The following is a 22,678-nucleotide window of genomic DNA, read 5'->3' on the forward strand; positions in this document are numbered from 1 at the left end:
CGCTCAGGTGCCGGCCGAAGAACCGGTTCCCGCCGTCCACCTCGAACCATGGGGTGCCGGTCTGTCCGCCCATATCGGCGTGCAGCGTCTTCTCTTCGGTGCCGAAGGCGTCGAAGGGGCGGGGACGGCATGCCACTGCGACCTGTCGACGTGAACATAAAGGCCCTTGACGACTCGGCGGTCGGACGGTTCTGGGCGGAGGGGCTCGGCTGGGGCGTTTCCAGCGAGGGACCCGGTGTGACCAACGTCGAACCCGTCGGCGGCTACGTCTGGCCGGACCCGGTCGCCGTCTGCGTCGACGTCGACGTCGTCATCGTCCCGGAACCCAAGTCGACGACGAAGAACCGTGTGCACCTCGATCTCGCCACCACGTCCGTGGCCCATCAGGCGGAGTTGGTCGCGCGCCTCCAGGCTCTCGGCGCGACGCCCGCCGACGTGGGCCAGGCCGACGTGCCGTGGACGGTCCTCGCCGACCCGGAGGGCAACGAGTTCCGTGTGCTGGAACCTCGGGAGATCTACCGCGACACCGGGCCGATCGCCTCGATCGTGGTCGACTGCGAGGATCCGCGGGCCGTGGCCCGGTTCTGGGGCGAGGCGACGGGACTGGACCCTGCACGAGGTGACCGACGACCATGCGGTACTGCGCTCCGCCAAGGGAGTCGGCCCGTACCTCGAGTTCCTCCGCACACCCGGCGGGAAGACCGTGCCAGACCGCGTTCACATCGACCTGCTGCCGTACCCCGGCGACGACAAGGCAGCGGAGGCGTTCTGCGTCCTGCGCTCGTCCTGACACGGAGCCCTGACGACACCTCGAGTCGCCCGCCCGCGTCCTCCGCAGCGGCTCAGGCCAACTGCATCCGGTAGCCGATCTGCTGGGCCAGGCTCAGCTCCTGGCACATGTACCACATGCTGGTGATCTTGCGAGAGGTCGGCGAAGCCCGCCCGTGTGCCGTTCGAACCTGGCCACGGTGAGCGTTCACCTCCACCCATTGCAACGCAGCTTCCCTTCGGTCGTTGCGTTAGCTTCGTATCATTGCAACGAATTCATGGCGATGAACTGGAACTATGGAGGGAATGAGCAATGAATATGTTGCCAATCCTGCGAACGCAACGTAGCGTTTATGCATTAGGAAACACTGGCTCGATCAGGGGGGTTGGATCATGGCGGCGCAGAGCCGACAACAGACGGCACCCACCGTGTCCACCGCCTTCGCCCGCTTCGTCCTTTGCGGTGGCGGAGTGGGGCTCGCCTCCAGCTTCGCCGTGGCAGCGCTCGCCTTCTGGATCTCATGGGCTCTGGCCAACGCCCTGATCACCGCGGTTTCCACGCTCATCGCAACCGAGTTGCACGCCCGCTTCACGTTCGGCGCCGGCCGGCGCGCGACGTGGCGCCAGCATGCGCAGTCGGCCGGATCCGCGACGGCCGCGTACGCGATGACGTGCGTGGCGATGCTGGCCCTGCACCATTGGGTGGCGGCGCCCAGTGCGGTGCTCGAGCAGGTCGTCTATCTGTCGGCCTGCGCACTCGCCGGTGTCGCGCGGTTCGCGGTGCTGCGCCTGCTTGTCTTCGCGCGGAGCCACTCACAGGTCGCGGCCGCCACCCGCACAGCCCGTCCTGTGCACGTGACGGTGGCCCGCGCCGCAGCACCGGCCGGCCTGGCCGGCGGCGCGGCGGCGCTCTGCCGGACCGTCTGACACTTCCAGAAGCACAGGGGCGATGAGTCTCGCCGTGGTTGCCGGTCTATATCTCCAGCACGTGGTCAAATCGGACCGGATTCAAGGAGAGCATCATGACCGCTTCCTACACGTTCGACGTCTTCTCCAGCCTCGACGGCTTCGGTGCCGCGGGCGGTGACTGGACCGGCTACTGGGGCAAGCAGGGGCCCGAGCTTCTCGAACACCGCCTTGCCCTGTACGGCGAGGAACAGCGGATGGTCTTCGGGGCCAACACCTATCGGGCTTTCGCGCAGATGCTGGCATCGAGCACCGAGGAATCCGACGTGCGCGACCCATGGGTCACAAGGATGAGGAGCCTGCCGGCAACGGTGGTGTCGACCACGCTGAAGGGAGCCCTCGACTGGCCGGACGCGAAGGTCGTGAGCGGCGATGCCGTCGACGTCGTCGCCCGGCTGAAGAAGGAGTCCGAGGTGCCGTTGCGTTCGCACGGCAGCCTCTCGATGAACCGGGCGCTGATGGCCGCCGGCCTGGTCGACCGCGTCCAGGTGACGCTCTTCCCTGTGATCACCGGCCGGACCGGGCTCGACCCGATCTTCCGGGGCGCAGCCGACTTCGACCTCGAGCTGATCGAGCACCGAACGCTCGACGGCCACATCCAGGAGCTCATCTACCGGCCCACCCTGCACGGCTGAATCCGCCACGACGTTTACAGAAGTGAGGCACCAACGCTCCATAATGAGGCGGCACTTGCCACTCGTGGGGCGGCAACCACTACGGTGCGGCCATGGTCAGCAGCATGCGCGAGTCGGGAGTCCGCGGCCGTACACGACGGGTGATCCTCGGCGCTGCGGCGTCCGTACTGTCCCGTAGGCGTGATGCGACTCTGGCGGACATCGCGGCCGCGGCGGACGTCGGGCGCAGCACCCTCCAGCGGTACTTCCCGGACCGGGAGATGCTCGTCGCTGCGGTCGTCGAGCACTCCCTCCATCTGCTCGACGAGTCATTGAAGGAGGCCCGCATCGAGCAGGGCCCGCCACTGCAGGCGCTGCGCCGGCTGGTGGTCGCGATGCTCGACGTCGGCGATCACGTGTTGTTCCTGTACGGCGACCCGCGGATCACCCAGGCCGTCACCGCGCGAAGCGGCCCCGATCCGGCCTCCAGGGCGATCACGCGGCTGCTCGGGCGAGGCCAGGCCGAGGGGCTCCTGGACGCGGAGGTGAGCGTCGAGTGGATCGAGCATGTGCTGTGGGCCCACGTGTGCGCCGGCTGCATGGCAGTCAGCGAGGGGTCTCTGCCGCGCCATGGTGCCTCCGCATGGGTCATCCGCACGCTGGAGAACGGCATCGGGGCTCGCGACACCTGACGGACGTGAGGAAACGAGACGAAAGGTGAACGATGACGATCCTGGTGACGGGGGCAGGCGGCCAAGTCGGGCGGAACATCGTGCGGCAACTCGTGGAGATGAAGCATGACGTGCGGGCGCTGACCCGCAGTGCACAGGCAAGGGCGTTTCCGCGTGAGGTCCGGGTCCACGAGGGCGATCTCGCCCGTCCACAGACGCTGACGGGCGCCCTTGAGGGCGTCGACGCGCTCTTCCTCTTCCCTGTCGCGGCCACAGCCGAGGAGGTGGTCGGCCTGGCGAAGGCGGCGGGCGTGCACCGCATCGTGGTGCTATCTTCCGGCGCGGTCACCAGCGGCTACGACACCGACTTCCACCTGCCGGTGGAGCAGGCGGTCGAGGCGTCGGGGCTGGAGTGGACGCACGTGCGCCCCGGCGAGTTCGCCATGAACAAGCTCGCCCTGTGGGGGCCGCCCATCCGCGCGGAGCGTGTGGTGCGCGACCCGTTCCCGGACGCCGCGTGGTTCCCGGTGCATGAGCGGGACATCGCCGACGTGGCCTGCCTAGCCCTGACCGAGGAGGGCCACTCGGGGCAGGCGTACACCCTCAACGGACCCGAACTCCTCACGCACCGGCGCCAGGTGGAGCTCATCGCCGAGGCGATGGGGGAGGAGATCCGCTTCGAGGTGGTGACGCCGCAGGAGGCCCGTGGGATCTATCGCGAGCAGGGCGGCTTCGCGGCGGAGAACGCCGACTTCCTCCTCGGATTCGAGGATTACGGCGGTGATGAGCCGGACCCGTCGCAGGCCGAGGCGTACAACCCCTCGTCCCTGGGTCCCCCGCCGACGGCGGAAGCGGTCACCAAGCGTCCCGCCCGCACCTTCGCGCAGTGGGCCCGAGACCACGCCGAGGATTTCCGTCCCTGACGGGCAACTAGCCTATGGGGGGCAGGATTTGATGCTTGGCTGACCGCCACAACCGTTTCCCGTTGTGGCGTCGCGCGGCATGTAGGCTCCAATTTGATCAGTCGTCCATTGGCTTGGAGGAAGCATCCATGACGAAGGGCCCGTTCGTAGCCATGACCGCCGCGACCGCTGCGCTGGGGACCGCACTTGGTTTCCTCGCGCTTCAGCTGCGCGCCAACGGCTACGAGCAGTACGTCGAATCGGTAGCCACCTTCAGCGTCCTGATGTATGTCACAGCCGCTCTGGTTGTGGTGACCTGGGTCCGCGACGGCCGGCCGCACGCGAACTGAGTTCCTCGGGAGAAACGCGAGGCAATCACCGACGAGACGCAGCGGGCCGGCGGTGGGTGAGGCCGTCCACCGCCAACTGCTGATACCGGCTGCCGGTATGGCGGATGCGTAGGAACAAGCGCTCCCACTCGACGCCGAAGTACAGCAGGTTCTCGATGTCGATCACGACGGATCGGCCGCCCCGGTCGACCATGACGTGGTTCAGGCCCAGCGCAGGGCCCGTCCCCTTGCCCGCGCAGCGGAGGGGGCCGCTCAGGTGAGGAGTTTCGCGAGCTGGGCCATCTCGGTGGGCGGGTCGATCACCGGCTGGATGAGAAGTTCGTCGATGCCGGCCTGTTCCAGGGTGGCAATGCGGGCGAGGAGGTCGTCGCGGGTTCCGACCAGGGCCAGGGTGCTCATCAACGAGGGCAGAACCAGGTCCCGGTCCTCCGGTGCGATGCGTCCGAGGTAGTTGCGGTAGAGCTTGGTGTGCCGGTCCGGCGCGGTGGCGGTGGTGCCGCGCCGGTCGAGGAGCCGCCGCACCGCCTCGCGTTCCTCGGGGCCCAGTTGCTCGGTGAAGGCGGGATTCTCGGCTGCCGTGTCGGCGGCGAAGGCCAGCAGCGACAGGACGAGGTGGCCGGTCGCGTCCCGGCCCGCGTCGCCGTGGGGGTCCTCGTCCTCCTCGAGTACGTGGAGCGAGGTGACCACGTAGGAGTCCGTGTGGGAGTCGAGTTCGCGGGGTGTGTCTTGTGCGGCCTGATGGCGGGTGTCGTGCAGCGCGTCCCAGGCGGTGGGGTCCAGCAGGCCGAAGGAGATGAGTCCGGTGCTGCGGCGGCCGGCGACGGCGGCGGCTTGCGGCCCGAGCGCGGCGATGACGAACTCGATCGGGTCGGCGGTGTTCACGTGCGCCCCGGTGTGCAGGAACCGGATGTCGCGGACCCGGTCACCTTCGCGGTACTCGGTCGAGCGTCCGGCGCACAGGTCCTGTAGTGCGGCGGTGAAGTTCTCCAGCCTGGCCGTCGTGGTCGGCCGCATGCCCAGGGTGCGCCGGGCGGTGTTTCCGGTGCCGACGCCGCAGATGATCCGGCCCGGTGCCAGGGCGTTGAGGCTGGCGAGCCCGCTCGCGGCGGCCGGAGCCGAGCGCAGCGCCGGTGAGGTCACGCCGATGCCGAGCCTGATGCGGCTGGTGGCCTTCGCGCACAGGCTCAAGGCGACGAAGGGATCGCCGTGGACCATCGGGGTGTCGTTGACCCAGAAGCTGTGCAAGCCCAACTCCTCGGCCCGCACGGCGAGGTCCTCCACTCCGGGGTGCGCGCTGACCACGATGCCTGCACGCATCACAACCTCCGAGGTATGCGGCTGGAAGCGAACTTCCTCAGCATGACAGGCCCCGACGCAGAGCCGGGCTGCTTCGCCAGCGGTTGATGACGCACTGCACCTCAGGACCACGTCGACCTTGCTGCCACGCCGCAGGGTCGCGATGGCCCGCCATCACGACGCTGGTGACCAGGGCTGATGTTCGCGCCACGGCTACTCGGTCACGAGGACAATGCAGCCCGCTCGGATTCGGCCAGCAGTATGCAGAACTCGTTGCCTTCCGGGTCGGCGAGAATGACCCAGCCCCAGCCGTCGGGCTTGCGATGATCGGCGACCAGCGAGGCGCCCAGCTTCAGCAGCCGCTCGACCTCTGCGTCTCGTGAGGTGTCCGGGCGTAGGCACAGATGGAGCCTGTTCTTGGTCGACTTCGGCTCTGGAACCTCGTTGAAGTGCAAGGCCGGGCCGCCGGGCAGCATGATCTCCGTCTCGTCGTCACCCGGTTTGTCCTCGGGATCCAGCGGGTGTCCGGTCACATCGCTCCAGAACTGCGCCAGCCGGTAGGCGTTCGCACAGTCGATCGCAATATTCGACACTGTAGAAGGCATGCGCGCGATCATGTCGGAGCCCGCGTCCCGCTCGCCACCGGAATATCGCGGAACCCGCAGGGGCAGTTGCCTGACACGACACCTGACCACAGGCGACGAGCCGCTGACCTCCCGCTCAGGCAGGTTCCGAGTCGCCGAGAGATCGTCAACTGCCTTGTGGGCCGATTCAGTTGGCTGCAACCATCCCGGCATGGACGCGCGAGTAGTCGGAATTCCCGACGTGGACGGCACCGAACAGGTAGCTGTTGTGATCGATGTGATGCGGGCGTTCACCACCGCCGCATGGGCGTTCCACCGTGGTGCAGACAAGATCGTTCTCGCCGTCGACGAGGGCGAGGCGCTGGAGATCAAGGCGGGTCACCCGGGTTGGCTCACACTCAAGGACGGGGCACCGGTCACCGGGTTCGACCTGGCCAACTCCCCTGGCCTGCTCCGGGAGGCCAGGGGAGTTGGCCAGCCGCACCGTGATTCAGAAGACCACTGCGGGAACGGTCGGTGCCCTGGCGGTTGTCGAGGCGAAGTTGGCGCTGTGCGCAAGCTTCGTCGTGGCCGGCGCGACGGCCCGAGCGTTGGTGGATGTCGGCGCCGACTCGGTGACGTTCGTTGCCACCGGCGAGGACGGCCGTGCCGCCGAGGATCTGGCCTGCGCCGAGTACTTGAACCGGCTCCTGGCCGGAGACCGTGCCACCCCCGAGCTTTATCTTCACCGCGCCCGCACCTCCCCTGCCGCGGACGACCTCCGCAGCGGGCGACGACTCGGCGCTCACCCCACCGATGTGGAGTTGTGTCTGGAGGTCGACCGGTTCGACTTCGCCATGAAGGTAGGGATCGAGGATGGGATGGCAGTGCTGCGGCCTCTCAGCTGACCTCGAGTTGGTGGCTTGAGCACGGCAGTTGCCCGGGCTGAACACCAGGTTGTGTGGGGCGGCTGAACTTGAAGGGGGCTCGGCCCGCCGCTCAGTCAGCCAGGCGGGATCCGGTCTTGTGGCCCGTCATCCACCTTGGCCGCTTCGTCGTCCCTCTGTGCCCGCTTGGCCACGGCCGGATCGGTCGAGTCCGAGACCAGCTCCGCGATGCGCAGGGTGCACTCCCACTGTGTCAGCTTGCCTTTGATCACCACCAGGTATGACTCCTGGTCGGTGAAGCGATATACGTGGCGCCACTTCTCGACGATGTTCTTGCTGGGTAGATACGTGTGGAGTGCGGCACGGAGTGCCTTCAATGCCTGGTCCTTCGTTTCCTGTCCACGACAGATGAACTCGGTCCTGTACGTGTCGCTGTAGTACTGCGCGATCACGACCCAGTTGCCCATGCGACTCCCCTCGGCGCCGTTGTCAGTCAGCCACAGCTCAACCTCCGGAGCAAGAGCGATGGGGACCGGTCCAAGGTCCTTGTGCGAGGGCGAGCATGTGCTGTGGGCTCACGTGCGCGCCGGCTGCAGCCCAATCCAGTGGCAGTGCTCGACGGTGTAGGCGTTCGCGATGCTCAGCCGTTCATCCTGGGAGGCGACGGGGCGTGGTATCTCCCACATGCGGTCAGCGCCGGTCCTCATGACAACTCAGCGGGCAGCTCCATGGGAGCCCTGATGCCGCCCTCGCGCTTGGCCCACTGAGCTCGACGGTTCGTCGCCATCCTGCCCCGCGTATCGACTGGCACTTCGGCCGGTGCGACTCCAATGTCGAGCGGGCTCGGCCCCGGTGAACCATCTCGACGACAGCGGCAGGCCACGCGAGGTGGCGCTGGCGGATCTGGTGCTCTGGACCGCGATCCTCTGTTCTGGACCGTGATCCTCACACTCGCGGGGGCGCGCGATTATATGCAGCTCATGAGGCTTCAGCAGTAACCCAGATCACGGCCGGGTCACGGTGTAGATCATTTACGCCATGGGCAGCCTCGTAGCGTTCTCGATTCAACTTTCGTTCTGCGAAGCCCAGTTCGAGTGTGCAGGCGGTCTCGACGGCCGCCTGTTTGCAGGCCGGGGGGACTCTGCGGTCCGTCTCCCGAAAGGAAGCGCATGGCTCAGGACGTCAACGTTCGACCGCCCCTTCGACTCTCCCAGCAGACGTCTTGAGTACGCCCAGGAGCGTCTTCTGTGCCGGATCCGAGACATGCGCATGGTCCGCAGCCAGGCCGGGGTTCGAGAAGTGCAAGTCATGGGGTCTGCCGCATGCCACCGCCCGCGCCTACCCACACGCCTCGGCCGATGACAAGAACCAGTTCTCCCCGGCCTTCCTCTTCGATGGCCACTTAGACGCCCACCTGCCGGACCGGGCCCACCGCGTATCCGAGATGGCGCGTGAGCTGATCGTCCCCTCGCTGCACGCGGGCAGCAGTCCGCGCGTGCTCCGCCTCATCGAAGAAGGCCAAGCTCCCGCTGATCGGCCATACGGGGCGGCCGGCATCGGATCCTCTGGCATTCCTTTAGCCGGCGGCGGCGCACCAGGCATCCGGTGGTCGCGCCGCGCCTGACCGGCAGCGAGTGCTCCTGATCAACACTGCTGAGGCGGCCATGCCGTGCGTCTCGCAGCAGGAGTGCCACGACAAGGGCGGGCCGTTCGTGGGAGTCCGGCGCTGTCGAGGACGAAGCTGCCGTGGACGAGCAGTCCGCCCCCTTTCGAGAACCGAGCGGGCAAGGAGCAGTTCGTCCTCGAAGGACAGCACGGCTCGCCCATCTGCCCAGGCCGTCGACGCGGCAGTCGTGCCTCTCGCGGCCGTTCAAAGCCGGAGCCGTTCGCGTCAGTCCGGCTGCAGGCGCGGCCGCCGCGGAAGGCACAAAAGATTCGCGGACGCGACCGGCCACACCAGGGGCCGTTCGATTCCTCTGTACGGAACACAGTTTGAAGGGAGACCGGTGTGAAATCTCGAGGCGTGGGTGCTGTTGCGAAGGTGTCCGCCGACAGCGTTCCGGCGCAGCCCAGCGCCCAGCTCCAGCCCGGGGAGGCAGGGGAGGCCCTGGCCCGTCTCTTGGCGAAGGGCATCAATGGGTGCACGGAGGAGTACCGCGACTGCCAGAGCGCCGCTCAGCAGCGGCTGGACGCCCTCGGATCCCCCCACTCCAGCACCACGCTGCCTGTGGAGGGAGCCCTCCAACTGGCGCCGCGCGCGTTCCTCCCGCCCGACGAGGAGGGCCACGCCAGGTTGACGCAACTCGACACCAGCCTGCGCATGATCGAAGCCGCCTTCCCTCAAGTCAGCACCGATACTGAGGTATGCCGACTGACCAGCAGGATGCTGGAGGGGGCCTGGAGGAGCCGAGCACTCACCCCGCCGCGCGAGGAACAGCAGATATCCGACTGTGCCTGCTCTCTCTGCAGCCGGCTGCCCACACCCCCGTCACGGACGCTGAGTGACTACAGCTGGCGGCAGAGCGCGGGTCGTCCCCTCACCCACAAGACCTGGCCGTACCGCCGGGAACTCAACAGCGTCCTGACCGGTGGATGGTCTTGGACCCGGCAGATGAACGATCTCGAACGAGACCTGGGGCACCGCCACCGCTTCGAAGACGACATCCTCGTCTTCCACGAATACAAACGCGTTGTCGACACCATCGACACCACGCGCCTCACCGAACTCGCCAAAGGCCGCTTGGCTGAGAATTTCAGCACCAACAGCGCACGGGCCCTGGTCTCCGGACTCTTCGCAGCCCATAAGCGATCCGTCGACGAGTACTGGCTCCAACAGCACCACACGGGCAACGTCATACTTCCCCAGACCAACCCACTGAGCCAGAGCAGCTACTCACTCCTGCAAATGCTGGACTGCCTTTTCTGGCACGTCTCACCCGACACCGAGCTCTGGCAGGAAGAACACCTGGCCTCCCTGCTGCTGTGCCGCGTCATCGACGACATGGTCGACGTACGAGCCGACGCCCTCACGGGCGAGATCAGCAACTTCTGGCTCGCTGACATGCCCACCCACACCAAGGCGCTCTACGCCGCATGTGCCATAGCCCTCGTCAAGTACGGCTGCATGCCCGAGGCGCACAACCCGATGTGGAACACCTGGCTGATGACCACCACCATCGTCTGGATGGGGCTCACGGGCCGCCACGCCCTGTGGTTCGACGGCATCACCCAGGGCCTTCCCTCAGCCGAGGCGTGCCCCCTTTGCGACCTGCAGCCCAACGCATGCACCGGCATCCTCACCCACGGCACCACCCTCACCATCGCCCCGCGGCCCACCGCCCCCGCACTGAGCCCCCGGACCGCCGAGCTATCCGCACGCTGCCGAGCCCAGTACCCCCAGACATGGCCCCTTTTCGACGCCGAACTCCATGCCTTCGAAGCACTGCACGGCCCTTGGTACGGCAACATCGACAGCACATGGGAGATTCTGCGCCGCACCTACCTCGCCGCCGTGGAGGCATCCAGCGCCGCACCGTCCCCGGCCCGCGCTCGTCATGTCCAACAGGATGCAGGCGTAGTCGGATCTGAAATGTTTCACACCCTGCACGACCCCCGGACCGGGAGGGAAGACACCACACTGCTCGCCTACATGTTCGGCTGCGCCCACCCGCATTTCCTCTGGAACGCCACGGGATACCGCCCCACGAGCCTCGCAGGCGACTGGCTCGACGGCTGACACCTCACCCACCTGTTCCAGAAGACGAGTAGATGGTGGGGATGTTCCCCACCATCGCCCTCGGACCGCCCTGCTGCGTCCTGTACTGAATCCCGAGACTCCGACGGTGCTGTCAACCGCCCTTGGCGTCGAGGGAGGAGATCGATTCGCTCGGGTCATCTGAATCCAGGCCGTCGACCCGCCGTCAGCGCCGACGACGGCAGCGAGCTGCAAATCTGGATCCAAACGAACCGGCCCAGGCCCACGACCACGCTCGGCTGACCAGCGTGGGGAGGGGTTCCCTCCTCCCCTCCCCACCAGCTCGTCCCACGTGGCGCAGGACACGCTCATGACAGGATTGCACTTCGGAAGGTTCAGGGAAGTCATAGGGGCGCCCATGATTGCAGTGAAGGGATGACTCGTGACGTCCACTGCGCCTCCCCCCATACCTCGAGCCGCAGGATCGTTTCCGTTCATCGGCCACGCTCTGAAAATGCGCGACAACCTCGGCTTCATCGACTCGCTGCGCGAGACACGGGAACCACTCGTCGAGATAGTCCTGCAACCCGGGACGCGCACCATCGTGGTCCAGGACCCGGCCCTGATCCACCAGATGCTCAAGACCCTGGGGCCCTCCCTCGACAAGGGCCGGCTCTACGACAAGCTGGGCCAGCTGCTGGGCGACAGTGTCGTCACCGCCACCGGCCGGACCCACGTACGCAAACGCCGCCAGGTGCAACCGGCGTTCGCTCACACCGAGATCAGCCGGTACGTCGACATCATGCGCGCCGAGGTGGCCGCCACGGTCGACGGCTGGGAGCTTGGGCGGGCCCTCGACGTACGCGAGGCGATGGTCGGGCTCAGCCTCGACATGCTGGCCAAGACGGTGTTCGCCGGCAGCCTCGACGACGCCGTCTTCCGCCGGCTGCGCAGCGACCTGTCGGTGGTGTTGAACGACGTCGGGGTGCGCATCATGCTGCCCGACTGGACCGAGCGCCTGCCGCTGCCCTTCAACCGCCGCTTCGACCGGGCCCGGGCCGGCGTACGCGCCACCATCAACACCGCCGTCGACGAACTGCAGGCCTCCGGGCACGACACCGGGGACATGCTTTCCATGCTGCTGCGCGCCATCGACGAGGAGACCGGCGAGCCGCTGACCGGGCATCAGATCTGCTCCGAGATCCTCACGCTGGCCGTCGCGGGCACCGAGACCACCGCGTCGGTGCTGTCCTGGGCCCTGTACGAACTCGCCCGCAATCCCGACATCGAGGCCCGGGTCCTGGCCGAGCTGGACGAGGTCCTCGGTGAACGGCCGGTCACCTTCGACGACGTGACCCGGCTGCCGTACCTGAACCGGGTGATCACCGAGACCCTGCGGCTGCATCACCCCGGCTGGCTGGTCACCCGCCGTACCACCGAGGAGACCCGGCTCGGCGAGTGGACGCTGCCCGCCGGCACCGAACTGGCCTACTGCCAGCACGCCCTGCACCGCCACCCCGAGCGCTTCCCCGATCCGAACACCTTCACCCCGGACCGGTGGACCGACCCCGCGCAGGAACCTCCGCCGGGCGCGTTCCTGCCTTTCGGGGACGGCAAGCACAAGTGCATGGGGGACCGTCTCGCCCTCACCGAGATGGTCACGGCGCTCGCGACGATGCTGCGTTCGGTACGGCTGGAACTCTCCGAGGGCCAGGTCATCCGCCAGGTCGCCCGGCTCACCGTACGGCCGCGCACCCTGCGGATGACGGTCCGTCCCCGGAACCGCCCCCGAGCCGAGGCCGGCCTCTAGCGCGTGTCTCTTCGATGGGTTGGTCAGTTGATCGGATGTGCGCCCCTGTTCGATGCCCGACGGGGGCGTGACCCGCTGGCTGATCAGGCGCAGCGAGCGCAACCGGGCGGCGGGGACGGGCCCGACGATCTCGCGGTGCCAAGACCGCGACCGTCGACGGCCGAAATCCCAGGGCCTCACGGATCTGCTTGCGGTGTTACTCGCCAGCCCGGCCGGCCAGCGTGCGCTTCGCGAAATCGGGGCACTGTTCTCGCCAAGCAAGGATGGCTTCCTCTATCGGCCCGATCGGCCCTATCAGCTACCGCGCCCGTCGATCACTCCATACCCGGTCGGCACAGCCGCTTCGGGCTCGTTCGGCACGGGCCGAGCTTCCGCCCCACTCCGAGTGGTCGCAGTGCCGGAAGGTCCGCTTCCCCTCGCGACCGGAAGCCTCGCGGCACCCTGTCCCCGCTCGATCATGCCCAGCGCCACCCCGACGATGATGATCGCGCCGCCCGTCACCTGGGCGAGCCGGATGGACTCCCCGTTGATCACGACGGCGCCGATGACACCGAAGACCGGGACCAGATTGAGGATGTTGACCGCGACGCTCGAATCCATCCTGCGCAGGCCGTAGTTGTAGAGCAGGAAGCCGCCGACCGAGCATGCCACGGCCAAGTAGACCAGCAGTGATGAGGCGGTCGCGCCCGGCATCCGCCAGTCGTCGGCCTCCAGCAGGGACGCGAGCAGGAAGCCGGCCGCGCCCGCCAGAGTCTGGTAGTAGGTGACGCTCGCGGCGTCCTGGCCGGCGCTCGCGCGCTTGCCGAGCACGTTGTAGCCGGCCCACGCCAGCCCGCCGAGCAGCAGCAAAATGTCCCCCAGCCAGCGCGAACCGCCGCCGACCTCGGCTCCGTTGCGCACGACGAGGAAGGCACCGACGGTGGCCAGCAGCACGCCGGTCACCCTCAGCAGGGGCATCCGGCTGCGGAAGACAACCAGTTCCACCAGCATCGTCATCAGCGGGTACGTGGCCACGATCAGCGACGCGTCGGATGCCGTGGAGAGGTCGACGCCGACATTCTCCAGGATGAAGTACACGGTGATGCCGAGGAACCCGCTCAGGTAGAGCTGCCGCCGCTGCCGCGGGTCCGGCCGGGTCGGACGGTGCCGACTCAGCCGTACCATCACGCCTAGTAGTAGCGCCGCGAGCGTGAACCTGATGGCGCCGATACTGAGCGGGCCGACATCCTCCAGCACCTTCTTGGTCACCGCGTACGAACTGCTCCAGAACAGCGCGGCCGCCATGACCGCACACACCGCCCACATCGTGGGTCCCCGCTTACGCATGCCAAGTCGCCCTTCACTACTCACTGCCGCCGACCACACCGTGACCGAATGAACGTCAGTGAATTAGGCTGGAGGCTAACAAGATCATCGAAGATGATGCGAATAGTCCGAATTACCTTCGGAATTCGGCGGGATGAGGCAAGCATGGACGAACTAGATTCGGCGTTGGTGCGGATGCTCCAGGAGGACGGTCGGCGCACCAACCGTGACATGGCCCAGGACCTCGGTATCGCCCCGTCCACCTGTCTGGAGCGAATCCGGTCGCTGCGCAGGAGCGGCATCCTGACGGGATTTCACGCGGAGGCGGACCTCGCGGCGATCGGCCGCGGGCTGCAGGCGGTGATCGCTGTACGGATCCGCCCGCCGACACGTGCGGCGATCGAGGCCTTCCAGACCTTCCTCGAGGCCATGCCCGAGGTCATCTCGATCTTCGTTCTCACCGGGACCGACGACTTCCTCGTGCACGTCGCCGTCCGTGACACGGACCATCTGCACGCAGTGGTCCTGGACAAGCTGACGAAGCGCCCGGAACTGGCCGACGTACGGACGTCGGTGGTCTACGCGCACATGCGCAAGAAGGTCATCGGTCCGGCGTGACACCGGCGCGGACCCGACTCGTGGCGGATCAGCGGGCCGGTGGTGCCGCCTCCTCGGCCGCCGAGAGGAGACATCGGCGGGGGAGAAGTGGGTGACCAGCCGGTGGCCTCCGGGTGGTGCTCGGGTTCGGCCGGGCTCACCGTACGGGTGCGCCCGGGCCGAGTGGGATGCCCGTGAGGTACCAGGTGAAGAACAGCAGCACCCACACGACCAGCATGATCATGGCGATGGGCAGGGTGAAGGAGACCAGGGTGCCGATGCCGGCCGAGCGGCGCAGGGTCTGCAGGTAGCCGACGCAGAGCATGAACGAGGTGCTCATCGGGGTGATGGAGTTCGTGCAGGAGTCGGCGATGCGGTAGAGGGCCATGGTGGTGGCCGGGCTGGTGCCGAGGAGCATGAGCATGGGTACCAGTGCCGGGGCGACCAGGGTCCACAGGGCGGAGCCGGAGGTGATGAGGAGGTTCATCAGCGCGACCGCGACGATCAGCAGGGCGAACAGCGCCGGCGTGGGCGCGTCCAGCCCCCGCAGGAAGCCGGCGCCTTCGACGGCGACGATCGTGGCGATGTTGGTCCATTTGAACAGGGCGAGGAACTGGGACACGGCGAAGAAGAGCACCAGCAGCGGTGCGATGGAGCGCACACCGTCCGCCATGAACTCCGGTATCGCGCGGCTCCCCCTGATGCGCCCGGTGAGCCGCCCGTACACGCTGCCGACGATCAGGAAGAAGACGGTGAGGAAGACGGCGATGGCGTTCATGAAGGTGGACTCCACGATCGCGCCGCCCTTACCGCGCAGCGGCGACGAGGCGGGCAGCATCGCGAGCACGATCAGCGTGGCGTAGCCGAGCACGGCCAGCCCGGTCAGCTTCAGGGCCCGCAGCTCGGTGGCGTCGTCGATCTCGGAGGCCACCGTCCGCCCGGCCGCGGCGGCCTCCAGGTCCGCGTCGGGGATCAGGTGGTGCTCGCGTTTGGCGAGGATCTTGTCCACGACCAGGGCGATGGTGCCGGCCAGCACGAACGCCGAGACGGTGGTGAAGTACATGTTGTCCGTCGCGCGGACCACCACGTCCTTGTCGACGAGTTGGGCGGCCTCGGTGGCCACGGAGGCGAACAGCGCGTCGCCGGGCGCGATCAGCGGGTTGGCGTCGCCCGCGGCGTTGATCGACACGAACGCGACGATCATGCCGAGCATCGGGGACCGGCCCAGGGCCCGGAAGGCCACCGCCCCGAGCGGGATGAGGACCACGTATGCGGAGTCGGACAGGAACTTCCCCAGCACACCGCCCAGGGCCACGCCCAGGACGACCGTGCGCGGGGACAGGCCCGACAGCAGGCGGCGGGCCAGCGCCTCGAAGAGCCCCGAACGCTCGGCGACAGCCACGCCGAGCATCACCATCAGCACGGTGCCCAGCGGCCCGAAGGTGACGAAGGAGTCCTGTGCGCTCGTGACGAGGTCCCGTACGGCGTCCCCCGACAGCGCACTGCGCACACCGACCAGGTCACCCGAGGAGGGATCCTCGACCTTCAGTCCGGAGACGTTCAGTGCCCAGCTTGCGACGGCCACGACCGCGCACAGGATCCAGAACAGCCAGAAAGGATGTGGCAGCGCGTTCCCCGCGCGCTCGACCAGGTCGAGGATCCGGGAGCCGCGGCCTCCAGCGTCGGGCCGGGGGCCGCGGCCCTCCTCGTCGGGTTCGGTGGCCTGCACCTCTGACGGCACCTCCCCGATATGGCTGTCGGGTGTGCTCATGGCGGCCTCCTGCGAGGGCGGGTAGAGCGCGGGTAGGGCGGGTGATGGGGAAGCGGGGGCGTGGCGCGCAAGCGCCGAGAGCGGTGCGACAAGGGGCTCGGAGCCGGCCACGATCCGCCGCGATGGGAACGCGGGGCGTTCCTGGGATGGGCTGCACGGTAGGTCCCGTGTCCGGTCCCGTCACCGTCCTGCGGAACAGTTGACCTGATGACATCGAGTGATCGCCATAACCAGGTCCGCTGTTTAGCGTCACGGGAGTGACCCCGTACGACACCTCCCACGCCGGCCGGCCCGAACCGGTCCAGGACGGTGCCCTGTGGCGCCGCACCCTGCGCATCCCCATGCGACACGGCGTCCGTCTCACCGCCGACCTGTACTGCGAGGAGTGTTCGTCGGATGAGCGGCTGGGAGTGTTCACCAGGGCGTTCGCCCTGAGCGGCCGTGAGGCTGAACTCCTTCGCCGCCTGACGAAAGGCGGCGACAGCCACACCACGGCCCGCCGGATGTTCCTGTCGATGCGCCCCGGCCACATGGTGTGCCGCGCGCATTCTGTGGACGATGGAAGGAACGGCGCACGGATGCCGGCGGTCCGCCACCCGGAGGCCGGAAGGAGTCTGAGGTATGGGTGCGACAGAACCCGGCCGGGATGACCCCGGCGGGGCGCATGTGGTGCCGTCCCAGCCGGGTGGCCTGCTCGATGTGCTGAACGTGGCCGCCGTCCTCCTCGACGCAGGGGGCAGGATCGATCTCTGGAGCCCGCAGGCGGAGATCCTCTTCGGTTACACCGCCGAGGAGGCCCTGGGTCAGGACGCTGGCCACCTGTTGATCGACGAAGAGCACCTCGACACGGTCCTGGCACTGTTCGCCCAGGTCATGCGGGACGGCGAGAGCTGGGCGGGGGTCTTCCCGGTCAGGCACAAGGATGGCAGTACGCGCCTGGTGGAGTTCCGCAACATGCGGCTGCAGGACGATCAGCGTGACTATTGGGCGCTGGGCCTGGCTACGGACCAGGCAACCCTGCGACAGGTGGAGCGGAACCTGTCCCTGTCCGCCCAGCTGGTGTCCCAGTCACCGATCGGCCTGGGCATGCTGGACACCGATCTCCGGTACATCTCGGTCAACCCCGCGGAGGAGCGGATGAACGGTGTGCCGGCCTCCGACCACGTGGGCCGGCACGTCCATGAGGTGCTGCCTTTCATCGACGAGACCTTCGAAGCAGCCATGCGTGAGGTCCTCGCCACCGGGGCCCCGATCGTGGACCAGTACACCGTCGGCCGCACAGCGGCCGATCCGGACCATGATCATGCCTGGTCGATCTCGTTCTACCGGCTCGAGACTTCCAATGGGAAGGTGCTGGGAGTGGCCACGTCCAGCGTCGACGTCACCGAGCGGCACCGCGCAGTCGAGGAACAGCGTCACGCCGTCCTCACCCTCCAGCGCAGCCTGCTGCCCCACCCCGCTCGACGGCGGCCTGGTCTCGACGTCTCCTACCGCTATCGGCCCGCCCAGGCGATCATGGAGATCGGCGGCGACTGGTTCGACGTCATTCCCCTGGCCGGCGACAAGACCGCCCTTGTCGTCGGCGACGTCATGGGGAGCGGTGTCGCAGCCGCGGCCACCATGGGACAGCTGCGCACCGCCACCAGAACCCTGGCCGACCTCGATCTGGCCCCCGATCAGGTCCTGCACCACCTCGATCACATCACCGACGATCTCGACACGATCGCGACCTGCGTCTATGCCGTGTTCGACCCCCGCATCGCACGGTGCCACGTCTCCCTTGCCGGGCACCTGCCGCCGGTCCTTCTGCGGCCGGACGGTACACGCGAACTGCTGAACCTGCCTACCGGGGCGCCTTTGGGCGGCTGTGGCGTCACTTTTGACACCACCTCTTTCGTCTTCGGCACGGGTGATCTGCTCCTCCTCTACACCGACGGCCTTGTCGAAACGCGTGACCAGCCCATCGACGCCGGCCTGAACGCTCTCCTCGAGGCCCTCGACGACCCCGGCCGCTCTCTCGACGCCACCTGCGACCTGCTTCTGCGCACCTTGCGGGATGGAAGCGACCACGATGACGTAGCCCTCCTCGCTGCCCGGGCAGGGCACAGTCCCGCCGGTGAGACGAACATCGGGGCATGAGAGCTCAGCTTGTCTTTGTGATCTGTCCTCTCACCCGGACACAGCCACCCGGGTCCGCGAGGCGTTCCCCGTCCGGGGCAGCCCGGCCGGCCTCTCGGGAAGCGTCATACCAGTCCTTTGACCTGCGGAATCAGGCGGGCGGAGGCTCCTCGGCCGCACGGGGACGGGTCAGCGCAGCGCCGCCGCCACCAGTCCGCTGATCTCCGCGTCGGACACGCTTCCGCCGTTCACCAAGCGGTCGAAGACCAGCCCGTCCATGCACGTCAGCAAGGTGACGGTACGGGTCTCGGCGTCCGTGATGCCTTGCGCGGTCAGGAAGTTGAGTACGACCTGTCGCCCCGCGTTCTCGCGCGGCACGAGGATCTCCCGCAGCTCGGGGTGATGGACGCTCTCGATGGCGCACGCGTAGCGCGCGAGGGAGCGCCGCCGCCCCTCTCCCGTCAGTCGCTGTTCGAGGAAGGCGGCGATCCCGGCCACCAGCTCCTCAGTGCTCTGCGGTACCGGTGTCCGGCTCCCGATTTCCTGGAGTTCCCTCTGATCGAGGGCGACCAGGCGCCGGACCAGTGCGGTGAGAAGTGCCTGGCGGGTGCGGTAGTAGGCGGAGGTGGTGCCGGGTGGCAGGCTCGCCGCCCGGTCCACCGCGCGGTGGGTCAGTCCTCGCATCCCGGCATCGGCGAGCACTGTGATGGCTGTGTCGGCAAGAACGGTTCGTCGATCATCAGGCACCCCCTATTTCTACACCTGTAGAGGCCAGGGATACGCTTCTTCTACATCCGTAGAAACGGTGCGGCAGGTGGCAGGGGAGGGGCTGGGCATGGGCGGCAGCGCGGTGGTAGTCGGGGGAGGCGTCGGCGGGCTGGCCGCGGCGATCGGCCTGCGCCGGATCGGCTGGGAGGTGACGGTCGTCGAACGGGCTCGGGTCCTGGCCGACGTGGGCGCGGGCATCTCCCTGCACGCCAACGGCATACGCGCCCTCGACGCCCTTGGCGTGGGCGAAGCGGTACGTGCTGCCGCGCGGCCCCAGTACACCGGGGGCACTCGCACGCCCGGCGGCGGGTGGCTGGCCCGGATGGACGGAGCCGTACTGGAGCGCGAGCTGGGCACGCCGATCGTCGGCATCCCCCGCGCCGTGCTGCATCGCCTGCTGCGGGAGGCCTTGCCTTGCGAGTGCCTGGTCATCGGGGCCGAGGTGATGTCGATCGACCGCTCGGACCCCAGCCGGGTGCGGGTGCCGGTCAAGGAGGGTCTCCTGGACGCGGATCTGGTCGTGGCGGCCGACGGGGTGGACAGCCGGCTGCGCGGCCAGTTGTTCCCTGACCACCCCGGACCCGTCTACAGCGGATCGACGGTCCTGCGTGCCGTCACCGAGCAAACGGTGCCGTTGCGCACCGACTTCGAACTGACCTGGGGCAAGGGCGCCGAGTTCGGGCATATCGCCTTCACCGACGGCCGGGCCGAATGGCACGCGGTGCTCAACTCGCCGCCCGGAGTACGGCACGCGGACGCCCTGGCCGCGATGCGCCGCCGGTTCGGCGGCTGGCACGACCCGATCCCCGCACTGCTGGACGCGACCCGGCCGGACGCGGTCCTGCACCACGACATCCATGAACTGGCAACGCCCTTGCCCGCCTTCACCGCGGGCCGGATCGCACTGCTCGGTGACGCGGCACACGCCATGACCCCTAACCTCGGCCAGGGCGCCTGCCAGGCCCTGGAGGACGCGGTCACCCTGACCGCTGCGCTCACCACCGAGCCCACGGTCGCATCAGCATTGGCCCGTTACGACGCCGCACGCCGCCCGCGCAGCCAGTCAGTGGCCCGGGCCGCGCGCCAGGCCGGCCGGGTGGGCCAGCAACTGTCCCACCCGCTGGCCGTGGCCCTGCGCAACACGGCCATGCGGCTGGCCCCCTCTGGCGTGACCGTCCGGGCCATCCTGCGGCACGCCGACTGGGCCCCGCCGAGCCTGAGCTGACGGCACCGGACTCGTCTCTGGCCACGGACATTTAGGGGGGCGGAACATCACCCGGGCCTGGCGACTCCGACCGTATGGCCCCCTCAACGAGGTCATCATCGAGTGCAGTCGCTCAGGGCTGTCACGCTGTCCCGCAGCGACTGCGCAGGAGTTCCACACCGTCGTCTTCGAGATCGTCGCAGTAGGCCGCGCGCGCAGTCATGGCCATTACCAGGGCCAAGGTGCGGCCGTACACAACAGGCCCGGAACCAGTCGCGAACGGGCCGTCATCCGCTACCAGTCTCAGCCCGGCGATGCGTCCCTTGGCAACGACCACGAGGTCTGAGCCCCGGTAGCACTCGGCCGTCTCCGTGACGACCCCGATCGGGTGGTCGCGGCGGAGGCCCAGCGGGCGCCGGATGTGGAGGCCCCTGAACCCGGATCGCGCGCACGTCAGCTACCGCAGTTGGCGCGCCAACCTCACCAGGGGCTGCCCAGGGTTGCCGGATTCTCATCGACATTCTGGAGCAAGTGGTGGTTGCACCGATTTCCCGAGGGGACGTCCTGAGCGGGGACATGCCTGTGGGCCCCGGGTGTTCCCGGAGCCCACAGGCCGGCTGCTGTTTGGTGGGTTACCAGCGATACCAGCGGCCCTTGCGGCCTCCTGTGCCCGCACTGCGCAGCACGAAGCCCAGCAGCCAGACGACGAGCACGATGACGGCGATCCACCACAGTGCCTTCAGTGCGAATCCCGCGCCGAAGAGGATCAGGGCCAGGAGCAGGACGAGAATCAGGGGAACCATAGTTATCAACCTCCGTCGCTCCTCGTGCCCGGCTATTTGAAGAACACGCGGCCGATCTGCCTGGTTTCTTCACCGTTCTTGCGGGAACTGGACCCAGATTCGTTACCTCAAGACCGGGGTCTTCCTGGAGGGCCTTGGGAGTCAGCCGTGTTCCGGTTCAGGCGGATTGTGCCCTCTTCAGTGCGTGTCGAGGGCTCGTTGGACATCTTCGGGCAAGGGCTCACCGCTCACCCAGTCGATGATGAGGCCGGCGATCGTGCGCAGTTTGATGTTGGTGTGCTGGGAGACGTCTTGGAGGACGTCGAAGCCTTGCTGGGGGCGTAGCCCGCCGAGAGCGATGATGACGCCGATTGCCTGATCGATCACGGCGTGTGAGGTGATGGCTGTTTGCAGGTGGTCGTTGTCCCGCTGCAGATGCATGATCGTGGCGGTGGGGTCCTCCAACTCGGGGGGCTGGCGCACATCAGCCGGCGTGGGACGGCCGTCGTGCGGGAAATTCATTGTTCTCATCCTCCAGAACAGCTCTTTGCCCGGTTCGCGCGTTGGGCGGAACGGTGAAGACGACAACACCACTCTTACCCTCATACGTCCGGGAGGGATCAGTGTCCGGCGCGGCGATGTCCGGCGGCCAAGGAGGCCGCGTCCCGCGGCGAGAGGGGGGTTGGCTTCGGTGGCACGCGGGGGTCGGGTTCCCGGGAGTCCATCAGCGCGAGGCTCCCTCGGTTCGACAAACGAGCTGAGGGAGCTGTCGCGGGGCGAGCAGGGGCGCATCGCAGAGCACCACCGCCGTCAGGGCCACAGAGCGAGAACCCCGCGGTCAGGTTCCAACAACATTGTCGAGGATGGTGTCGAGTTCCATGGTGCGGCTGACCAGCGCTTGGGCGGTGTCGGCGAGGCTGACCTGGTGGCGGTCGGCGTAGCCGGCCAGCAGGCGCCCCGCCTCGTTGAGCGGCAGACCCTGGTACGCGGCGATCATGCCCTTGGCGATCTCGAGGACGGATTTGGCGGCGATGGCGCCTTGGACGCGCGTGACGACGTCGTCGCCGCGCGGTTCGGCGGACCAGTGCATCAGGCCCAGGGCAGCGGAGTCCGCCAGGGCCTGGGCGAGGTGGAGGTCGCCGTCCGGCAGAGCCCCGGTACGGGCGTTCAGCAGGGTGAGCGCGCCCAGTTTGCGGTCGTGGAGGCGTACCGGCACGGTGTGCAGGGACTGGTATCCCGCATCGGCCATGGCGGCGGCGAGGGCGGGCCAGCGCTCGTGCTCCGTGGTCATGTCGGGGACGCTGCGGGCCTCGCCGGTGCGGTAGCAGTCCATGCAGGGGCCGCGCCCGGTCTGCATCTGCATCAGCTCGATGAACAGCGCCTCGTCCTCGGTGGCGGCCATCGTCTTCAGGGTGCCCCGGGCGTCGGCGACCATCACTGCGGCCGCGTCCACGTCCAGCAGCCCTCGGCAACTGCGCACCAGCCGATCGAAAAGGCGTAGGGGGTCGAAGTCCGGCGTGTAGGTGTCCGCCAGGTCGACGAACGCCTTCGCCAGCTCCCGCTCGCGGTTCATGCTCGCCTCCCCGGCGGTGTCGTCATGCATGCTCACGTG

22 protein-coding genes and 3 pseudogenes are annotated in these 22,678 nt (G+C 67.9%); 13 read left to right on the plus strand and 12 right to left on the minus strand.

What is annotated here, in order from left to right:
• Window positions 1-4: 4 nt before the first annotated feature.
• A pseudogene (locus tag AC07DF_RS10630) lies at window positions 5-115 on the minus strand (alpha/beta hydrolase); the annotation flags it as partial.
• Window positions 116-129: 14 nt separating this feature from the next.
• Here AC07DF_RS10630 and AC07DF_RS10635 point away from each other — a divergent pair.
• From AC07DF_RS10635 to AC07DF_RS10660, 6 genes are all read left to right on the plus strand, one after another.
• Window positions 130-864, plus strand: coding sequence for a VOC family protein (locus tag AC07DF_RS10635; RefSeq protein WP_478969145.1), 735 nt, complete (start codon window positions 130-132; stop codon window positions 862-864).
• A 297-nt stretch (window positions 865-1,161) separates the two neighbouring features.
• The gene (locus AC07DF_RS10640; protein ID WP_478969147.1) at window positions 1,162-1,695 is read left to right on the plus strand and encodes a GtrA family protein; all 534 of its coding nucleotides are present in this window, start codon (window positions 1,162-1,164) and stop codon (window positions 1,693-1,695) included.
• 95 nt (window positions 1,696-1,790) lie between these two features.
• A complete protein-coding gene (locus AC07DF_RS10645) occupies window positions 1,791-2,369 on the plus strand; it encodes a dihydrofolate reductase family protein (RefSeq protein ID WP_478969149.1) in 579 nt (192 codons plus the stop codon).
• Between the two features lie 92 nt (window positions 2,370-2,461).
• Window positions 2,462-3,040, plus strand: coding sequence for a TetR/AcrR family transcriptional regulator (locus tag AC07DF_RS10650; protein WP_478969151.1), 579 nt, complete (start codon window positions 2,462-2,464; stop codon window positions 3,038-3,040).
• A 32-nt stretch (window positions 3,041-3,072) separates the two neighbouring features.
• Entirely contained in the window at window positions 3,073-3,942 is an 870-nt protein-coding gene (locus tag AC07DF_RS10655; protein ID WP_478969153.1) for an SDR family oxidoreductase, read from the plus strand.
• 128 nt (window positions 3,943-4,070) lie between these two features.
• Complete coding sequence (locus tag AC07DF_RS10660) at window positions 4,071-4,271, plus strand: SCO3870 family protein (protein ID WP_478969156.1); 201 nt, start codon at window positions 4,071-4,073, stop codon at window positions 4,269-4,271.
• Window positions 4,272-4,296: 25 nt separating this feature from the next.
• On the opposite strand, the gene AC07DF_RS10665 is transcribed toward AC07DF_RS10660, so the two are convergent.
• The 3 genes from AC07DF_RS10665 to AC07DF_RS10675 form a co-directional block, all read right to left on the minus strand.
• Window positions 4,297-4,437 carry a hypothetical protein gene (locus AC07DF_RS10665; RefSeq protein WP_478969158.1) on the minus strand — a complete coding sequence of 47 codons (141 nt, stop codon included), beginning with the start codon at window positions 4,435-4,437 and terminating at the stop codon, window positions 4,297-4,299.
• Between the two features lie 86 nt (window positions 4,438-4,523).
• Window positions 4,524-5,588 carry an LLM class flavin-dependent oxidoreductase gene (locus AC07DF_RS10670; protein ID WP_478969160.1) on the minus strand — a complete coding sequence of 355 codons (1,065 nt, stop codon included), beginning with the start codon at window positions 5,586-5,588 and terminating at the stop codon, window positions 4,524-4,526.
• Between the two features lie 200 nt (window positions 5,589-5,788).
• Window positions 5,789-6,172 (minus strand): VOC family protein, encoded by a 384-nt coding sequence (locus tag AC07DF_RS10675; protein WP_478969163.1) that lies wholly within the window; start codon window positions 6,170-6,172, stop codon window positions 5,789-5,791.
• 259 nt (window positions 6,173-6,431) lie between these two features.
• On the opposite strand from AC07DF_RS10675, the pseudogene AC07DF_RS10680 reads away from it, so the two are divergent.
• Window positions 6,432-7,038: pseudogene (locus AC07DF_RS10680) on the plus strand (2-phosphosulfolactate phosphatase).
• Between the two features lie 95 nt (window positions 7,039-7,133).
• Here the strand turns inward: AC07DF_RS10680 and AC07DF_RS10685 are convergent.
• Window positions 7,134-7,484 carry a hypothetical protein gene (locus AC07DF_RS10685; RefSeq protein ID WP_478969165.1) on the minus strand — a complete coding sequence of 117 codons (351 nt, stop codon included), beginning with the start codon at window positions 7,482-7,484 and terminating at the stop codon, window positions 7,134-7,136.
• A 1,574-nt stretch (window positions 7,485-9,058) separates the two neighbouring features.
• On the opposite strand from AC07DF_RS10685, the gene AC07DF_RS10690 reads away from it, so the two are divergent.
• Window positions 9,059-10,753, plus strand: coding sequence for a hypothetical protein (locus tag AC07DF_RS10690; protein WP_478969167.1), 1,695 nt, complete (start codon window positions 9,059-9,061; stop codon window positions 10,751-10,753).
• Window positions 10,754-11,153: 400 nt separating this feature from the next.
• Window positions 11,154-12,521, plus strand: a complete 1,368-nt coding sequence (locus tag AC07DF_RS10695; RefSeq protein ID WP_478969169.1) for a cytochrome P450 — start codon at window positions 11,154-11,156, stop codon at window positions 12,519-12,521.
• Between the two features lie 294 nt (window positions 12,522-12,815).
• On the opposite strand, the gene AC07DF_RS10700 is transcribed toward AC07DF_RS10695, so the two are convergent.
• Complete coding sequence (locus tag AC07DF_RS10700) at window positions 12,816-13,847, minus strand: DMT family transporter (protein WP_478969171.1); 1,032 nt, start codon at window positions 13,845-13,847, stop codon at window positions 12,816-12,818.
• Between the two features lie 144 nt (window positions 13,848-13,991).
• Between AC07DF_RS10700 and AC07DF_RS10705 the strand changes: the two genes are divergently transcribed.
• Window positions 13,992-14,444: an Lrp/AsnC family transcriptional regulator gene (locus AC07DF_RS10705; RefSeq protein ID WP_478969173.1), complete on the plus strand. Its 453-nt coding sequence runs from the start codon at window positions 13,992-13,994 to the stop codon at window positions 14,442-14,444.
• 136 nt (window positions 14,445-14,580) lie between these two features.
• On the opposite strand, the gene AC07DF_RS10710 is transcribed toward AC07DF_RS10705, so the two are convergent.
• Window positions 14,581-16,194, minus strand: a complete 1,614-nt coding sequence (locus AC07DF_RS10710; protein WP_478969175.1) for an AbgT family transporter — start codon at window positions 16,192-16,194, stop codon at window positions 14,581-14,583.
• Window positions 16,195-16,451: 257 nt separating this feature from the next.
• On the opposite strand from AC07DF_RS10710, the gene AC07DF_RS10715 reads away from it, so the two are divergent.
• Window positions 16,452-16,844 carry a hypothetical protein gene (locus AC07DF_RS10715; protein WP_478969177.1) on the plus strand — a complete coding sequence of 131 codons (393 nt, stop codon included), beginning with the start codon at window positions 16,452-16,454 and terminating at the stop codon, window positions 16,842-16,844.
• Window positions 16,816-18,333 carry a SpoIIE family protein phosphatase gene (locus tag AC07DF_RS10720; protein ID WP_478969179.1) on the plus strand — a complete coding sequence of 506 codons (1,518 nt, stop codon included), beginning with the start codon at window positions 16,816-16,818 and terminating at the stop codon, window positions 18,331-18,333. The genes AC07DF_RS10715 and AC07DF_RS10720 overlap by 29 nt, the downstream gene beginning before the upstream one ends.
• A gap of 168 nt (window positions 18,334-18,501) precedes the next feature.
• Here AC07DF_RS10720 and AC07DF_RS10725 read toward each other — a convergent pair whose 3' ends face one another.
• Window positions 18,502-19,059: a TetR/AcrR family transcriptional regulator gene (locus tag AC07DF_RS10725; protein ID WP_478969181.1), complete on the minus strand. Its 558-nt coding sequence runs from the start codon at window positions 19,057-19,059 to the stop codon at window positions 18,502-18,504.
• An 88-nt stretch (window positions 19,060-19,147) separates the two neighbouring features.
• On the opposite strand from AC07DF_RS10725, the gene AC07DF_RS10730 reads away from it, so the two are divergent.
• The gene (locus tag AC07DF_RS10730; RefSeq protein WP_478969495.1) at window positions 19,148-20,305 is read left to right on the plus strand and encodes an FAD-dependent monooxygenase; all 1,158 of its coding nucleotides are present in this window, start codon (window positions 19,148-19,150) and stop codon (window positions 20,303-20,305) included.
• A gap of 121 nt (window positions 20,306-20,426) precedes the next feature.
• Here the strand turns inward: AC07DF_RS10730 and AC07DF_RS10735 are convergent.
• The 4 genes and pseudogenes from AC07DF_RS10735 to AC07DF_RS10750 form a co-directional block, all read right to left on the minus strand.
• A pseudogene (locus tag AC07DF_RS10735) lies at window positions 20,427-20,714 on the minus strand (maleylpyruvate isomerase family mycothiol-dependent enzyme); the annotation flags it as partial.
• 202 nt (window positions 20,715-20,916) lie between these two features.
• A complete protein-coding gene (locus AC07DF_RS10740) occupies window positions 20,917-21,087 on the minus strand; it encodes a hydrophobic protein (protein ID WP_478969183.1) in 171 nt (56 codons plus the stop codon).
• Window positions 21,088-21,264: 177 nt separating this feature from the next.
• On the minus strand, window positions 21,265-21,588 hold the full coding sequence (locus AC07DF_RS10745; protein WP_478969185.1) for an ANTAR domain-containing protein: 324 nt from the start codon (window positions 21,586-21,588) through the stop codon (window positions 21,265-21,267).
• A gap of 316 nt (window positions 21,589-21,904) precedes the next feature.
• Complete coding sequence (locus AC07DF_RS10750; RefSeq protein WP_478969187.1) at window positions 21,905-22,669, minus strand: GAF and ANTAR domain-containing protein; 765 nt, start codon at window positions 22,667-22,669, stop codon at window positions 21,905-21,907.
• Between the last annotated feature and the right edge of the window lie 9 nt (window positions 22,670-22,678).

This window comes from Streptomyces sp. NPDC044719 (genome assembly GCF_056433405.1).

Excerpts from the sequence above, each read along its gene's own strand:
- AC07DF_RS10720 (WP_478969179.1), top strand. The coding sequence starts at position 16,816 with ATGGGTGCGACAGAACCCGGCCGGGATGACCCCGGCGGGGCGCATGTG.
- AC07DF_RS10670 (WP_478969160.1), bottom strand. The coding sequence starts at position 5,588 with ATGCGTGCAGGCATCGTGGTCAGCGCGCACCCCGGAGTGGAGGACCTC.
- AC07DF_RS10705 (WP_478969173.1), top strand. The coding sequence starts at position 13,992 with ATGGACGAACTAGATTCGGCGTTGGTGCGGATGCTCCAGGAGGACGGT.
- AC07DF_RS10730 (WP_478969495.1), top strand. The coding sequence starts at position 19,148 with ATGGGCGGCAGCGCGGTGGTAGTCGGGGGAGGCGTCGGCGGGCTGGCC.
- AC07DF_RS10645 (WP_478969149.1), top strand. The coding sequence starts at position 1,791 with ATGACCGCTTCCTACACGTTCGACGTCTTCTCCAGCCTCGACGGCTTC.
- AC07DF_RS10640 (WP_478969147.1), top strand. The coding sequence starts at position 1,162 with ATGGCGGCGCAGAGCCGACAACAGACGGCACCCACCGTGTCCACCGCC.
- AC07DF_RS10750 (WP_478969187.1), bottom strand. The coding sequence starts at position 22,669 with ATGCATGACGACACCGCCGGGGAGGCGAGCATGAACCGCGAGCGGGAG.
- AC07DF_RS10745 (WP_478969185.1), bottom strand. The coding sequence starts at position 21,588 with ATGAATTTCCCGCACGACGGCCGTCCCACGCCGGCTGATGTGCGCCAG.
- AC07DF_RS10710 (WP_478969175.1), bottom strand. The coding sequence starts at position 16,194 with ATGAGCACACCCGACAGCCATATCGGGGAGGTGCCGTCAGAGGTGCAG.
- AC07DF_RS10660 (WP_478969156.1), top strand. The coding sequence starts at position 4,071 with ATGACGAAGGGCCCGTTCGTAGCCATGACCGCCGCGACCGCTGCGCTG.
- AC07DF_RS10655 (WP_478969153.1), top strand. The coding sequence starts at position 3,073 with ATGACGATCCTGGTGACGGGGGCAGGCGGCCAAGTCGGGCGGAACATC.
- AC07DF_RS10675 (WP_478969163.1), bottom strand. The coding sequence starts at position 6,172 with ATGCCTTCTACAGTGTCGAATATTGCGATCGACTGTGCGAACGCCTAC.
- AC07DF_RS10740 (WP_478969183.1), bottom strand. The coding sequence starts at position 21,087 with ATGGTTCCCCTGATTCTCGTCCTGCTCCTGGCCCTGATCCTCTTCGGC.
- AC07DF_RS10700 (WP_478969171.1), bottom strand. The coding sequence starts at position 13,847 with ATGCGTAAGCGGGGACCCACGATGTGGGCGGTGTGTGCGGTCATGGCG.
- AC07DF_RS10650 (WP_478969151.1), top strand. The coding sequence starts at position 2,462 with ATGGTCAGCAGCATGCGCGAGTCGGGAGTCCGCGGCCGTACACGACGG.
- AC07DF_RS10685 (WP_478969165.1), bottom strand. The coding sequence starts at position 7,484 with ATGGGCAACTGGGTCGTGATCGCGCAGTACTACAGCGACACGTACAGG.
- AC07DF_RS10635 (WP_478969145.1), top strand. The coding sequence starts at position 130 with ATGCCACTGCGACCTGTCGACGTGAACATAAAGGCCCTTGACGACTCG.